This is a genomic window from Rhodoferax sp. P1_F3, from assembly GCF_056405715.1.
In genome coordinates, this window is record NZ_JBFUBO010000003.1 from 80,372 (window position 1) to 94,576 (window position 14,205).

The window sequence follows — 14,205 nt, forward strand, 5'->3', positions numbered from 1 at the left end:
AGCCCCTGCTTAGTTGGCCTGAACGAGGGTGGCGGGTGCAGCGGCGTGGGCTATGGCATGGCTGGCCGCACGCGGGGCGCTATGGCCCAGGTTGGCCGCAATCACGCGCTTGACCTCGTTGCCGGCCTGGCCGTCCAGGGCGGAGTACACCTCGGTCTGCACACTGCTGGCAGTGCGGGGCGCATCGGCCAAGGACTTGCCGCTCTGGTCAGTCACATCCACAGTGGCTTCCATGGACAGGCCCACACGCAGGGGGTTCTGGGCAAGTTGTTCTGCGTCCAGTGCCACGCGCACAGGCACACGCTGCACCACCTTGATCCAGTTACCCGTGGCGTTTTGCGCGGGCAGTAGCGAGAAGGCCGCGCCCGTGCCCGCACCCAGGCCAGCCACGGTGCCCTTGTATTCCATCTTCTTGCCGTAGAGGTCGGCCGTGAGCTTGACCGGTTGGCCGATGCGGATGTTGCGCAGTTGCACTTCCTTGAAGTTGGCATCTACCCACAGCTGGTTCAGCGGGATGATGGACATCAGCGGTGCACCGGCAGCCACGCGCTGGCCCAGTTGCACGGTGCGCTTGGCCACGTAGCCATCCACGGGGGCGGGCAGGGCGGCGCGGTGCAGGGCTAGGTAGGCCTCGCGCACTTTGGCGGCGGCGGCCATCACGCTGGGGTGGCTTTCCACATTGGTGCCTTCGGTCAGGGTCTGGTTGCTGCTGAGTTGTTCGCGGGCGGCGGCCACACCGGCCTGGGCTGCCGCCATCGTGTTTTGTGCGGCGGCGAGCTGTGACTTGGCGTGGTTCAGTTCTTCCTTGGACACGGCGCCGTTGCCCGACAAGGCTTGGCGGCGGTTCAGGTCGTCGGTAGCGCGGGCGATTTCGGTTTGTGCCTTGGCAATGTCCGATTCACGCAGGGTCACTTGGGCGGACAGGCTGCCATTGTTGGCGTACAGCGTACGCACCTGGCGCACAGCCTGGGCCAGATTGGCCTCAGCTTGGTCCAGCGCCACTTTGGCGTCGGCGGGGTCCAGCTGCACCAGGGGTTGGCCAGCTTTCACGTAGTCGGTGTCATCGGCCAGGATGGCGGTGACCGTGCCGCCAATTTGCGGCGTGATCTGCACCACATTGCCTTGCACATAGGCGTTGTCGGTTTCCTCGGAGTGGCGCGAGCCGTAGTACTCAAAGCCGCCATAGGCCAGGCCCAGCAGGACCACGATGGATACGACGGTGAGGGCTTTCTTGCGCTTGGTGTTGGGTGCGTCAGCGGCGATGGCGTTGGATGCGGCGGTGGTAGGTGCGTTCATGATGGGTCTGCCTGGTGAGGGAATGGGGTTCGGTTCAATTACTTGGCGGCGGCCGAGGTGTCGGGTTCGGTGTAACCACCGCCCAGTGCGCGGATCAGCTGCACTTGGGTGTCCAGTGCGCGGGCGGCCAGGTCTACACCCAGCTTGCGCTGGGTAAGTACCGCGGTTTCGGCGTTGAGCACGTTGAGGTAGTTGCCCAGGCCGGCTTCGTAGCGCTGCACGGCAATGGCATAGGCCGATTCGGCCGAGCTTTGCGCGGCGCGCTGCTCGGTTTGCTGGCGGCGCAGGGCCTGGGTGCTGGCCAGTTGGTCGGCCACGTCACGCACGGCGTCGATCACCAGGCCGTTGTAGGTCTCGATGGCGGCGTCCAGGTCGGCCGTCTTGCCCTTGAGGTTGGCGCGCAGGCGGCCGCCTTCAAAGATGGGCAGTCGGATGGCCGGGCCCACACCCCATTGGTCACTGCCGGTGTCCAGCAGCCGGTCCAGACCGATGCTGGAGAAGCCGGCAAACGCGGTCAGGTTGATGTTGGGGTAGAACTGGGCCTTGGCATTGCTCACGTCTTGCGTGGCTGCCTCCACACGCCAGCGTGCGGCAGACACATCGGCGCGTCGACCTAGCAGGTCCAGGGGAATGGACGTCACTTCCACCTGGGAATTTGCTACCGTATTGATAGCTGCTGGCGCAGGTTTTACAAGGGCTAGAGCACCATTTGGCTGTGAAGTCAGGGCGGTGAGGGCGTTCACCAGCAGGGCTTCCTGTTCCTTGAGCGCTTCGATCTGGTAGCGCGCGTCGGGCAGGGCACTGTCGCTTTGTTGCTGCTCCAGCGCGGTGTCAAGTCCGGCTTTCACACGGTCTTGCACCAGCTGTTGGGCTTGTTGGCGCTGGGCCAGGGTGCGCTGGGCTACGTCCAATTGGCCCTGAATGCGCACCCACTGGAAATAGTTGCGCGCCACATTGCTGGCCAACACCATGCGGGCGGCTTGGGCATCGGCCTGGGCGGCACGGCTTTGGCCAATCGCGGCGTCCAGCGCCGCGCGGTTTTTGCCAAACAGGTCCAACTCCCACGAGGCGCTGGCCTGCAGCGTGCCACTGTCACGGATGGAGCCGGCCAGGGGCGCGGGGATCATGCCGTTCTTGGTGTACTTCTGCTGGGTGGCGTCCAGGCTGGCGTTGACCTGCGGCAGGGTGGCCGAATCGGCGCTCTCAATGACGGCCTGCACCCGTTGCAACCGGGCTTGCGCCACGCGCAGCGAGGGGCTGTTGGCCAGGGCTTGGTCGACCAAGGTGTTGAGCTGGCTATCGCCAAAGGTTTTCCACCATTGGGCGTCCAGCGCGGGGCTGGCAGCGGGAATTGCCTCTTGCGAGAGGCCCACAGCCTGGGGCGCGATGGGTTTGGCTTGCGAAAAAATGCCGGAGAAGTTGGCGCAAGCAGTGAGCGATGCCAGGGCCACCACGGTCAGTGTGTGGCGGGCCCAGCGGATGGAAGTAGGGGAATCAAGCCGCATCGGGGCCTCCTGTGGTGTTTGTGTTGGAAACCATCGCGGTGGCTGCGATGGTTTTGGAGTTGTTCAAGATGCGCTGCAACAGGCTCTTGAGGAGTTCAAATTCTTCTGCGGAAAAACCGGCCAGGTGGGCGTTTTGAACCCCACTCAACACCCGCGGAATTTCAGCCGCGGCGCTGTTGCCGGCTTCGGTCAGTTCGATGTGCACCACGCGCCGATCTTCTTCAGACCGCTTGCGCTGGCAAAGGCCTTTGGCTTCCAGCCGGTCCAGCATACGGGTCGTGGCACCGGCATCCAGCTGGCATTCGCGCGCCAGTTCGGCCACGGTGGAGGCGCGCTTGGTGTATAGCTTGTAGAGGGGAATCCACTGTGCATTGGTCAGATCGGTGTGCGCCAGCTGGCGTTCCACCTCTTGCCCGACGTGGGCGATGATGAGCCGCATCAGATAGCCCACGCTGCCCTCAGGTTTGTAGCCCGCGGCGCAGTAGAAGCTGGGAGTGGTGTCGGAGTCTTGCATGGCCTGAATATTAATTGCTTAGGCAATAATTGTCAAGGCTGTTTTTGATCGGGCAATGGAATGGGCAAAAAAAGGGAGCAATTGCTACGCATTCCGGCCTAAAACGCCACTGAATCCGAGCCAAAAAGAGCCAGCCATTCCGATTTAAAGTATGAAATCCAATTTGGATTAAGGCGGTTTGGAGCGTCCGATGCTCCGTCTGACTCACGAGTTGAGATACATTGAGTGTTGTCTTTACACTGATGCAATGAGAGTCTCGCCATGGCCGAGCAAGCTCATAAGATCAGCAGCCGGAGAAAAAAGAATGCATCGCGCCGCCTGGCCTCCATTGACAAATAGCTGAACGCACATGGCTGTCGTTACCGCATTTCGCTGAAGTGCGCGTGGCCCCAGCGTGCTGCCTTACGCCTGCTGGACTGCGCTCCCGCAGGCACCTTTGCCTCTTTCACATTCCTCCGATCCATCGATCGGGTGGGTCGAGGCATCCCGTTATTTGTCTTGGATACCAACATGCAGTTATTAAATACCCTGGTGGCGCACGCAATTCCCTGGATCCCGCACTCGCTCGTCCAACAAATCTCACGGCGCTACATCGCCGGTGACGATCTTGCCCAGGCGGTGATGCGCATCCGTCAGCTCAATGCACAAGGCTTTAGCGTCACCGTCGATGTGCTTGGCGAGACTGCCACCACCACGCAGCAAGCCGAAAACACCGTCCACGAATACAAGCAGGTGTTAGAAGCAATTCACGATCATGGGTTGGACGCCACCATCTCTGTGAAGCCAACCGCCCTGGGTTTGCTGCTGGACCGGCAGGAATGTGGACAGAGGCTGGCGCACATCGTGGAATCTGCTGCGCAGCATAAAACTGCCGTTTGTATCGACATGGAAGATATCCGTTGCACCCAGATGGAAATCGACCTGTTCTCGCAGATCAAAGCGCGTTACAGCAATGTCAGTTTGGCTCTGCAAGCCTACTTGCGGCGCACCTACCAAGACATCGGGCCACTGCTGTGCCACGGAAACAGCCTGCGCCTATGCAAAGGCATTTATCTAGAGGACCGATCACACCTTGTGGACGAGGCCTGGCGCGACAGAGGCGCCATCAATCCGCATTTCTTGGCTCACATCACGCGTTGCTTTGACACGGGAACGTTCGTGGGTGTAGCTACGCACGATGCCGCATTTGTTGAGGAGGTAATCGCACTGGCACGCAGTAGCCGCATTGACCCAAAGCAATTCGAGTTTCAGATGCTGCTAGGTGTCTGCGAATCCTTGCGTGACAGGCTGTTGGAAATGGGCTTCAAAGTGCGCATTTATGTGCCCTACGGAAAGGATTGGTACGGCTATAGCACTCGGCGGATGAAGGAGAACCCTCGAATTGCCGGACATGTGGCAAAAGCCTTGATTAGTTTTTGACATTTGGTGGCCTGCCTATGGCCACAAGTCTGAAGCCATCAGGCGCCATGTGTACCGGTCCGATCCACTGCACTGTGTTCCTTCCGATGAAGCCTATCTGTATATGGCGGTTGTCGTGACACAGGCGCACATTGTGGGCGTACGCATTCATCATTTCACCCCGATTTGGAGTCGCAAGCCATGAGAACTCAAGTTGACAATGCCAATACCAGTGAAGAGGTCAGCACCATGATTGCCGGTGTGCTATCAGCCGTAAAGTGATATTTTGACCTCATGTACACCTGTGATGTCAGCCGCTTTGACAAGGTGTTTCATCCCACCGCACATCTGCACGGCATCCTGGATGGTGCGCTGACTGCGTGGTCGGCACCTATCTACAAAGAGATTTTGTTGTCACGCACGGCGCCGAGCACGGTCAATGCACCCCGTGACGATGAGATCTTGCTGCTCGACCTGGTCTCTGATCACCAGGCCATGGTCAAGGTACGGGTCCGCATTCATGACCGCGTGTTCGTCGATCACCTTTGCTGGCTGCTCATCGACGGAGCCTGGCGCATCACCTCGAAGACGTTCCATCTCGAAAGTGCGGGTGCCCAATGAAAGCGACCTCCATTCTTCACGTCGAAAACGACGGTGTGGTCGTCACGGAGTGGCGTTTTTCCCCAGGTGTTGAAACCGGGCACCACGTGCATTCACGAGTTTCGCTTCGTTGAGGTAGAACTCAAATAGACCGCCATAGCTCCAAAAAAAGCACCGGCAACGCCGGTGCTTTTTTTTCGCGCGTACGCTGCTTATTTCAAAATATCGCCCAGGCAGAGGTACTTCACTTCCACATAGTCATCCATGCCAAAATGCGAGCCCTCACGGCCCAGGCCGGATTGCTTGACGCCGCCAAACGGCACGTGCTCGGTGGCCAGAATGCCCACATTCACGCCCACCATGCCGTACTCCAGCGCCTCGCCCACGCGGTAGATGCGGCCGATGTCGCGGCTGTAGAAGTAGCTGGCCAGGCCGAACTCGGTGGCGTTGGCCGCGTCAATGGCTTCCTGCTCGGTGGTGAACTTGAACACCGGGGCGAAGGGGCCAAAGGTCTCTTCGCGGGCGCAGAGCATGTCGGCAGTGGCACCAGACACCACGGTGGGTTCGAAAAACTGGCCTTGCAGCGCGTGGCCACCGGTTTCCACCTTGCCGCCCTTGGCCACGGCGTCGGCCACGTGGCGCTTCACCTTTTCCACGGCTGCGTCTTCAATCAGCGGGCCTTGCAGCACGCCATCCTCAAAGCCGTTGCCCACCTTCATGGCCTTGACCTTGGTGCTGAACTTGGCGACAAACTGCTCGTACACACCGGCCTGCACATAGAAACGGTTGGCACAGACGCAGGTCTGGCCCGCATTGCGGTACTTGCTGGCCAGGGCGCCTTCCACGGCCGAGTCCACATCGGCGTCGTCGAACACGATGAAGGGCGCATTGCCGCCCAGTTCCAGCGACAGCTTTTTAACCGTGGGCGCACTTTGCGCCATGAGAATGCGGCCCACTTCGGTGGAGCCGGTAAAACTCAGGTGGCGCACCACGTCGCTGGCGCAAATGACCTTGCCCACGGCAATCGATTGCTCGCTGTCGGCGGTCACCATGTTGAGTACACCGGCCGGAATGCCGGCGCGAATCGCCAGCTCTGCGGCAGCTAGCGCGGTCAAGGGCGTGAGTTCTGCGGGTTTGATGAGCACCGTGCAGCCAGCCGCCAACGCGGGCGCCACCTTGCGCGTGATCATGGCCAGCGGGAAGTTCCAGGGCGTGATGGCGGCGCATACGCCAATGGGCTGCTTGATCACCATCAGGCGGCGGTTGTTGTCGAACTGGGGCAGGGTTTCGCCGTTGACACGTTTGGCCTCTTCGGCAAACCACTCCACAAAGCTGGCGCCATAGGCAATCTCGCCCTTGGCCTCGGCAAAGGGCTTGCCCTGCTCGGCCGTCATGATGCGGGCCAGGTCGTCTTGGTTGGCCATCAACAAATCGAACCACTTGCGCAGGATGATGCTGCGCTCTTTGGCGGTCTTGCCCTTCCAGGCGGGCAGGGCTGCGTTGGCGGCGGCAATGGCGGCTTCTGCGTCTTTGGCACCCAGGTTGGCTACATCGGCCAGATGCTGGCCGTTGGACGGGTCAGTCACGGCAAACCGGGATACACCAGCGACCCATTGGCCATTGATAAGCGCATCGGTTTTGAGCAGGCTGGGGTCTTTGAGCAGGGATAGGGGAGGGGTCAAGTTTTGCATAAGACGTTTGTGTTGACTGAAGGGAGTTGGTGAATTAGCGCACTTCTATTTCAATGAAGACCACCTCGTGGTCTGTAGGGTTGATTACGTTATGTTGCACGCCGACGCTACGGGCATAGGATTGGCCCGCGACAAGCGGAACCGTCTTTGTTCCTTCCAATGTTTCCAGTTGCAATACACCGTAGGTTTGCGGTACCACCACGTAGTCGTGTTCGTGTACATGCCAGCCTGTTTCGGCACCTGGCGCAAATCTCCATTCGGTCACGATGACGCGATCGTTGGATATTTGCACAGTGGGAACAGCGTAGGGGCGAGGGAGATGCGTCATAAGGTAATGCCTTGAATAGACAAGTGTTAGCGGTAGTGAACGCCGGGCAACACGCACAGCATTTCAAACAGCAGGTTGGCCCCCAGCAGTGCGGTGTTGCCGGAGGTGTCATAGGGCGGGGAGACCTCTACCAAGTCCGCACCCACGATGTTAAGTCCCCGACAACCGCGGATGATTTCCAGTGCCTGCGGTACGCTCAGACCACCAATCTCCGGCGTGCCGGTACCGCCGGCGTATGCGGGGTCGATACCGTCAATGTCAAAGCTGAGGTAGCAGGGGGTGTTGCCGATGCGTGTACGTACCTGGGCCATCAAGGGTGCGAGCGACTGGTACCAGACTTCGTGGGCCGGAACGACAGTGAAGCCCTGTTGGCGTGGCCAGTCAAAGTCGTCGGACGCGTAACCGGTACCGCGCAGACCAATCTGGTAGACCTTGTCGCAGGTCAGCAGGTTTTCCTCCACCGCCCGGCGAAACGGAGTGCCGTGTGCAATGGGCTCGCCAAACATGTCGTCATTGACGTCCGCATGGGCGTCCACATGGACCAGGGCCACCGGGCCGTGCTTGGCTGCCATGGCGCGCAGGATGGGCAGTGCGATGGTGTGGTCGCCGCCCAGGGTCAAGGGGATGCAGCCGTTGGCCAAGACCTCTTCATAGAAGGCCGTAATGATGGGTAGCGACTTGGCCAATGAATAGGTGTTGATGGGCACATCGCCAAGGTCCGCCACTTGCAGGGTGTCGAAAGGGGCAGCACCGGTGGCCATGTTGTAAGGGCGCAGCAGGCAGGACTCTGCCCGGATCTCGCGCGGGCCAAAGCGTGCGCCTGGTCGGTGGGAAGTGCCGATGTCCAGAGGCACACCAATGAAAGCCGCATTTAGCCCATGGGCTGACGTCGTCACCGGCAAGCGCATCATGCTGGCGATGCCGCCGAAGCGTGGCATGGCGTTGCCGGAGAGGGGTTGGTTTTTCTGGGTCATTTCATGCGCTGGGAAAACCGTTTCTCAATGGCATTGCCGTTCTGAATCCAGAAGTTCGCATCAAAAGGCAGTGAGCGGCGCAAATTGCTGGGTGCAGACGGGATGTCGCTGCCCGCCATTGAAAGATCGACTGCGTATGGAATCGCGGTCGCATTCCTGCTGCGGCTGCTGTCGTCGCGCATGATGGCGCCCATGTGCGTTGGGCCGTATGGGATCTCGCGGGAAAAAGCCAACTGGGGCTCTTCTGAAGTAGCGTAACTGACAAAGGTCTGCGCCAATTTGAGCTTGGGCGTTCCTTTGACAATGGCCCAGTAGTCCAGCTCATAAATGGCGTCTGCCCAGACGATGCCCAACTGAGTAGCGCCGTCTTTGACCGCCGCCGCAATGCGGCCATTGAAAGCTGTGCTCATACTGACTTCGCCGCTGGCGAGCCGCTGTGGTGGTTGTGCACCGGACTCCCACCAAACGATGTGTGGGCTCAGCTGTTCCAGTTTGTTCAGGGCCCGGGTCACGCCCTGGTCCGTCGCCAGCATGGAATACACGTCACGCCGGCTCACGCCGTCGGCCATCAGTGCAATTTCAAGGTTGTAACGCGCGCCCTTGCGCAGGCCGCGTTTCCCCGGGAAGCGCTGCACATCCCAAAAGTCGGCCCATTTGCGGGGTGATTCTTTAAAACGACTGCCATCAAAAGCCATGATGGTTGACCAGACAAATGCGCCGACCCCGCAATCTTGCACTGCGCCCGGCAGCAACAGGCTTGCGTGCGGTAGGGTGCTGCGGTCAAAACGTTCAAAAAGGCCAGATTCACAACCGGTTTTGAGATCGGTGGATTCCACTTCCACCACGTCCCAGGTGACCTTCTTGTCCTGAACCATGCTGCGGATGGCATCGAGACCGCCGGTGTACTCCACGCCGGTGACTTCCGTTTTTTGCTCTCGTGCGAAGGGTTTGAGGAACGCTGCGCTCTGCGCTTTGCCATTGGCGCCACCAAAGTTGGCGACGGTCAGTCCCTGTCCCCAGGCAGGGCTGCATAGTAGGACCGTGAGGGCTAGGAGTTTGGCTGGCATCAGGCGCTCAATAATGTGGGGCTGGGGGGTGTGGATAAGAGGGCTCCGCCACGGTCCAGACGAAACAGTCCCACTATTTCGGCCAGTCGGGCGGCCTGCACGCGCAAGCTCTCCGCTGCGGCACTGCTTTGTTCGACTAAGGCGGCGTTTTGCAGGGTGACCTGGTCGATGCGGCCGACCGCATCGCTGACTTGGCTTATGCCCTGGTACTGCTGCGCCGTAGCGTTGTGGATGTCGTGGATCAGCTCACCCACATGCTGCACCTCAGTGACGATGGCCTGAATCGAACGGCCGGCTTCATCGACCTGGCGAGTCCCGGCTTCTACTTTGCCCACGTTGTCACCGATCAGTTTCTTGATTTCCTTGGCGGCCTCTGCGGAGCGGTGCGCCAGGGAGCGCACCTCGCTGGCGACGACCGCAAAGCCCCGCCCTTGTTCGCCCGCACGGGCCGCTTCCACGGCAGCGTTGAGCGCCAGGATATTGGTCTGGAAGGCAATTCCGTCAATCACGCCGGTGATGTCGCTGATGGTTTTGGAGGATGCCGCGATGCCCTGCATGGTTGCCACCACCTGTGCTACGGCCTGTCCGCCGGCCACGGCGGACGTAGACGCATTGGTCGCAAGGCGGTTGGCCTGTTCAGCCGTGTCTGCGTTGTGTTTGACGGTGTGGGTGAGCTGTTCCATGGCCGTGACTGTCTGCTGCAGGTCACTGGCCTGTTCTTCGGTACGGTGGCTCAGGTCTGAATTGCCGGTGGCGATTTCTGCGGAGCCGGTGGCAATACTGTCACTACTCTGGCGTACTTCCCCGACCAACGCGGCCAGCCGCTCCCGCATGGTGGCCATGGCCGCCATGACGCTGCTGTCGTCGCCGGCACGGGTCTGCACTTGCAGGGTCAAATCTCCTTGGGCAATCGACAGCGCGATGCGTGCCACGTCAGCAGGCTCTCCCCCCATTTGGCGGGCAATGGAGCGCATCACGACCACCGCAGCGACTATGCCGACAGCCAGCGCCACGGCGCAGGCTGCGGCCAACAAGGACAACGACAGTCTGTAGGTGGCATTGCCTTGGGCGGTGAGTTGGGCCGCGACACCGGATTTGAATCCCCACTCCTTGTCGATGGCGCCCATGGTGGCCTTGAACAGGCGCTCGGTTTTGCCGGTGAACAGTCGCCGCGCTTCCTCGACCTTGTCCGGCTCCGTGAGGGATTGGCGCGCGATGGCTTTGAGCTTGTCCCAGTTGGCCATGGCCAGCACGGTGCTCTCGGTCACGGCCTTCCACAGTTCACGGTCTTCGTCATTGACCAACAACTTTTCGTGGTCGGCCAGCGCTTGGTTAAGTTGCGTATAGGCTTGATCGATACTGCCTTCGAGTGTTCCCATTTCGTCAGCCGACACCGTCATCAGGTGCTGGGCCTGCAACATGCGGATGGCGGCAACTTTTTCCTGCCACGATTTCACTGCTTCGAGGGAAGGCGTGGTCGTGGCGGTGTAGTAATCAAGCGCGTTGTGGATCACGGCGAGTTGCTGGGCAGCCATGGCAGCCATGACCATCAGCAGCACCAGCAACAGGCCGAATGCCAGGGCGAGGCGTGTACCCAATTTCATGTTTTTCAACCTGTTCACGCGCTGCATGGGGATTAACGCCGACGGCCCCGCAGCCACTCCAGCCCCAGCATGAGTGCGGTTGTGAACAGGATCAGCAGTGTTGCCACCGCTGCAATGGTGGGAGAAATATTCTCGCGAATGCCAGTAAACATCTGGCGTGGCAAGGTGACCTGCGTGGGGCCTGCAATGAACAGGGTCACAACCACTTCATCAAATGAGGTGGCAAAGGCGAACAGGCCACCCGAAATCACTCCGGGCGCGATGATGGGCAGCGTTACACGGAAGAATGTTTGTAGTGGCCCCGCGCCCAGGCTCAGGCTAGCGCGCACAAGATTCTGGTTGAATCCCTGTAGCGTGGCCAGCACCGTGGTCAGCACAAAGGGCGCTCCCAGCGCGGCATGCACCAGCACGAGGCCGGTGTAGGTGTCGGCCAGGCCAATCTTGGCGAAGAACAAATAGGTGCTCACGCCCACCACCACGATAGGGACCACCATGGGCGAGATCAGCAGGCTCATCAGCGTGCTTTTACCGAAAAAATCGACACGCGCCAGACCAACCGCGGCCATGGTGCCCAGCACAGTGGCCAAGAGTGTGGCCAGCGGGGCGACGATAAAGCTGTTGCGTGTGGCGCGGCCCCAGTCGTCCGACGAAAACAGGTTGTCGTACCACTGCAATGACCAGCCTGGAATCGGATAGGACAAGAAGGAGCTGTTGCTGAACGACAGCGGAATGATGACCAGAATTGGCAGCAGCAGGAATGCCAATACGCCGACACACAAGAGGCGAAAGGCATACCAACCCGCTTTGTCGACAAAGGTGGCGTAGGCAGGGAACACAGGAAAAATGGGTTTGGACATAGCAGGCTCTTATCCCAGGCTCAATTCAGACTTGACGACGCGTCGGTACACGGCGTACAGCGCCAGCGTGGTGAACAGCAGCACGGCGCCCAGAGCGCAGGCCATGCCCCAGTTGACGTTGACGTTGGTGTACTGGGCGATGTAGTAGCTCAGCATCTGGTCATCCGCACCGCCCAGCAGGGCCGGTGTGACGTAATAGCCGATGCTCAGGATGAAGACCAGCAGGCCGCCTGCGCCGATGCCGGGGTAGGTCTGTGGCACATAGACCTTGAAAAAGGCGGCCAGCGGAGAACTGCCCAGCGACACGGCGGCGCGCAGGTAGGTGGGTGGTACGGATTTCATCACGCTGTACAGCGGCAAAATCATGAAAGGCAGCAGGATGTGCACCATGGCAATGACCACGCCCAGGCGGTTGAACAGCAGGGCCAGCGGCGAGTCGATCAATCCAATGCCCATCAGTGCGCGGTTCACCAAACCGTTGGATTGCAGCAGCACGATCCAGGCTGCCACACGTACCAGAATCGAGGTCCAGAACGGCACCAGAACCAGAATCATGCACATATTGGCCTGGCGCGCCGTTAACGTGGAGAGCCAATACGCCAAGGGATAGCCCAGCAGCAGTGCGAAGAGCGTGACTACCGCGCTAATTTGAAAGGTGCGCAACAAAATGCGGCCAAAGGCGGCGGCATCGTCGGGCACCCGGGTGATCTCACCTTGCGCGTTGCGCTGCAGGTCGATGGCGGTGAGCAGATAGTCCGGTGTCCAGCGTTCGCTGTTCTTGGCAATGGCCTGCCAGTAGCTGATTTCATCCCAACGCGGATCGATGGACAGCATGTGCGCGCGGACCTGAGAGGTGGTGAGCCCTTGTTCAAAGGGCAGCGCACGGTAGGTGTTCATCACCAGAGAGCGGGCACCGCTGACTTCGCTATTGAGCCGACGCGCCAGCGCGCCCGCATCGGATTGTTCCTGGATGGTGGCCAGATCCTGGGCCACGGCGGCATAGGCCGCGTCCGGGGGAGGGGACTTGCGATCCCATTGAGCCAGTGCCGCACCGGTGCGGCCCAGGGTGTTGGCCACTTCCGGGTTCTCCACCGCCCGCATGAGCAGCGCGGCGATGGGAACCAGGAAGATGACCACCAGAAACACCAGCAAGGGCATGGTGAGCGAGATCGAGAAGAGCCGTTTACGGCGCTCTGCCCGTTTCAACTGTCCCGCCAGATCGGCAGGCAATAGGGTAGAGGCGGGCGGGGCGGTCGTGGACAGGTTCATCGCGATCTCGTGTTCAGCTCAAATTACTGGGCAGCCCATGCCGCAAAGCGCTTTTCCAGGGCTTCGCCCTGGTCGGCCCAGAAGCTCACGTTGAACTGCAAGGCAGTCTTGGAGTTGGCTGGCGATGTGGGCAACAGGGCAAGCGTCTTGGCGTCCAGTTTGGCCAGAGCCTTGGTGTTGGTGGGACCGTAGGAGATCAGCTTGGCGTACTCCGCCTGCTCGCTGGCACCGCTGGCCATGGCGATGTATTTCAAAGCCACGTCGCGGTTCTTGCCGCCCTTGGGCATCACCCAGTAGTCCAGGTCATAGATGCCGCCGGTCCAGGTAATGCCGAGGTTTTTGCCCTCGCGTTGGGCGGCGTCGATGCGGCCGTTGTAGACGGTGGTCAGAGCCACATCACCCGCTACCAGGAACTGGGGCGGCTGCGCGCCGGCTTCCCACCACTGGATGTTGGGCTTGAGTTCCGTCATCTTTTTGAACGCACGCTCCGCACCGTCCTTGGTGGCCAGTACTTTGTACACGTCCTGCACGGCCACGCCGTCAGCCATCAGCGCGAATTCCAGGTTGTAGCGGGCGCCCTTGCGCATGCCGCGCTTGCCGGGGATCTTCTTGGTGTCCCAGAAATCGGCCCAGGTCACAGGGGGAGTCTTGATCTTGTCGGCGTTGTAAGCCATCACGGTGGACCAGATGAACACGCCGATACCGCATTCGTGCACCGCAGCGGGCGAGAAGTCGGCCTTGTTGCCGATCTTGCTGTAATCAAGCTTCTCAAACAGACCTTCGTCGCAACCGCGGGTCACGTCCGGGCTTTCCACTTCCACCACGTCCCAGGTCACGTTCTTGGCTTCGACCATGGCCTTGATCTTGGCTTGCTCGCCGTTGTATTCCACGCTGACGATCTTGTTGCCCGTGGCCTTCTCAAAGGGCTCAACATAGGCCTTCTTCTGTGCATTGCCATTGGCGCCGCCAAAGTTGACCACGGTGATCTGGTTTTGCGCATGGGCGGCAAGGGATGCCAGAAGCGTGGCCGCGACGACGATGGGTTTGAGTTTCATGGGGAGTCTCCAAAATAAGTGGACGGAGGTTGACAAATGCATGCGTG

The 14,205-nt window shown here is 60.3% G+C and carries 13 protein-coding genes; 2 read left to right on the forward strand and 11 right to left on the reverse strand.

What is annotated here, in order from left to right:
• Window positions 1-9: 9 nt before the first annotated feature.
• Genes AC1DZ5_RS06255 through AC1DZ5_RS06265 form a run of 3 tightly spaced genes read right to left on the reverse strand, consistent with a single transcriptional unit; the run spans window position 10 to window position 3,315 of the window.
• A complete protein-coding gene (locus AC1DZ5_RS06255; RefSeq protein WP_477887180.1) occupies window positions 10-1,296 on the reverse strand; it encodes an EmrA/EmrK family multidrug efflux transporter periplasmic adaptor subunit in 1,287 nt (428 codons plus the stop codon).
• A gap of 38 nt (window positions 1,297-1,334) precedes the next feature.
• Window positions 1,335-2,801: an efflux transporter outer membrane subunit gene (locus AC1DZ5_RS06260; RefSeq protein WP_477887182.1), complete on the reverse strand. Its 1,467-nt coding sequence runs from the start codon at window positions 2,799-2,801 to the stop codon at window positions 1,335-1,337.
• Entirely contained in the window at window positions 2,791-3,315 is a 525-nt protein-coding gene (locus AC1DZ5_RS06265; protein ID WP_477887184.1) for a MarR family winged helix-turn-helix transcriptional regulator, read from the reverse strand. The genes AC1DZ5_RS06260 and AC1DZ5_RS06265 overlap by 11 nt, the downstream gene beginning before the upstream one ends.
• A gap of 510 nt (window positions 3,316-3,825) precedes the next feature.
• On the opposite strand from AC1DZ5_RS06265, the gene AC1DZ5_RS06270 reads away from it, so the two are divergent.
• Both AC1DZ5_RS06270 and AC1DZ5_RS06275 read left to right on the forward strand, forming a co-directional pair.
• Window positions 3,826-4,734, forward strand: a complete 909-nt coding sequence (locus tag AC1DZ5_RS06270) for a proline dehydrogenase family protein (RefSeq protein ID WP_477887186.1) — start codon at window positions 3,826-3,828, stop codon at window positions 4,732-4,734.
• Window positions 4,735-5,007: 273 nt separating this feature from the next.
• On the forward strand, window positions 5,008-5,334 hold the full coding sequence (locus AC1DZ5_RS06275) for a nuclear transport factor 2 family protein (protein ID WP_477887188.1): 327 nt from the start codon (window positions 5,008-5,010) through the stop codon (window positions 5,332-5,334).
• 191 nt (window positions 5,335-5,525) lie between these two features.
• Here the strand turns inward: AC1DZ5_RS06275 and AC1DZ5_RS06280 are convergent, their stop codons facing one another.
• Genes AC1DZ5_RS06280 through AC1DZ5_RS06315 form a run of 8 tightly spaced genes read right to left on the reverse strand, consistent with a single transcriptional unit; the run spans window position 5,526 to window position 14,158 of the window.
• Window positions 5,526-7,004 (reverse strand): NAD-dependent succinate-semialdehyde dehydrogenase, encoded by a 1,479-nt coding sequence (locus AC1DZ5_RS06280; RefSeq protein WP_477887190.1) that lies wholly within the window; start codon window positions 7,002-7,004, stop codon window positions 5,526-5,528.
• 34 nt (window positions 7,005-7,038) lie between these two features.
• Complete coding sequence (locus AC1DZ5_RS06285; protein ID WP_477887192.1) at window positions 7,039-7,332, reverse strand: cupin domain-containing protein; 294 nt, start codon at window positions 7,330-7,332, stop codon at window positions 7,039-7,041.
• Between the two features lie 26 nt (window positions 7,333-7,358).
• A complete protein-coding gene (gene speB, locus AC1DZ5_RS06290; protein WP_477887194.1) occupies window positions 7,359-8,306 on the reverse strand; it encodes an agmatinase in 948 nt (315 codons plus the stop codon).
• Window positions 8,303-9,373 carry an ABC transporter substrate-binding protein gene (locus tag AC1DZ5_RS06295; protein WP_477887196.1) on the reverse strand — a complete coding sequence of 357 codons (1,071 nt, stop codon included), beginning with the start codon at window positions 9,371-9,373 and terminating at the stop codon, window positions 8,303-8,305. The genes speB and AC1DZ5_RS06295 overlap by 4 nt, the downstream gene beginning before the upstream one ends.
• The gene (locus tag AC1DZ5_RS06300; protein ID WP_477887198.1) at window positions 9,373-10,977 is read right to left on the reverse strand and encodes a methyl-accepting chemotaxis protein; all 1,605 of its coding nucleotides are present in this window, start codon (window positions 10,975-10,977) and stop codon (window positions 9,373-9,375) included. Before AC1DZ5_RS06300 ends, AC1DZ5_RS06295 begins: the two co-directional genes overlap by 1 nt.
• A 32-nt stretch (window positions 10,978-11,009) precedes the next feature.
• Window positions 11,010-11,834 carry an ABC transporter permease gene (locus AC1DZ5_RS06305; protein ID WP_477887200.1) on the reverse strand — a complete coding sequence of 275 codons (825 nt, stop codon included), beginning with the start codon at window positions 11,832-11,834 and terminating at the stop codon, window positions 11,010-11,012.
• A gap of 9 nt (window positions 11,835-11,843) precedes the next feature.
• Entirely contained in the window at window positions 11,844-13,103 is a 1,260-nt protein-coding gene (locus AC1DZ5_RS06310) for an ABC transporter permease (protein ID WP_477887202.1), read from the reverse strand.
• Window positions 13,104-13,126: 23 nt separating this feature from the next.
• The gene (locus AC1DZ5_RS06315) at window positions 13,127-14,158 is read right to left on the reverse strand and encodes an ABC transporter substrate-binding protein (RefSeq protein WP_477887204.1); all 1,032 of its coding nucleotides are present in this window, start codon (window positions 14,156-14,158) and stop codon (window positions 13,127-13,129) included.
• Window positions 14,159-14,205 lie beyond the last annotated feature (47 nt).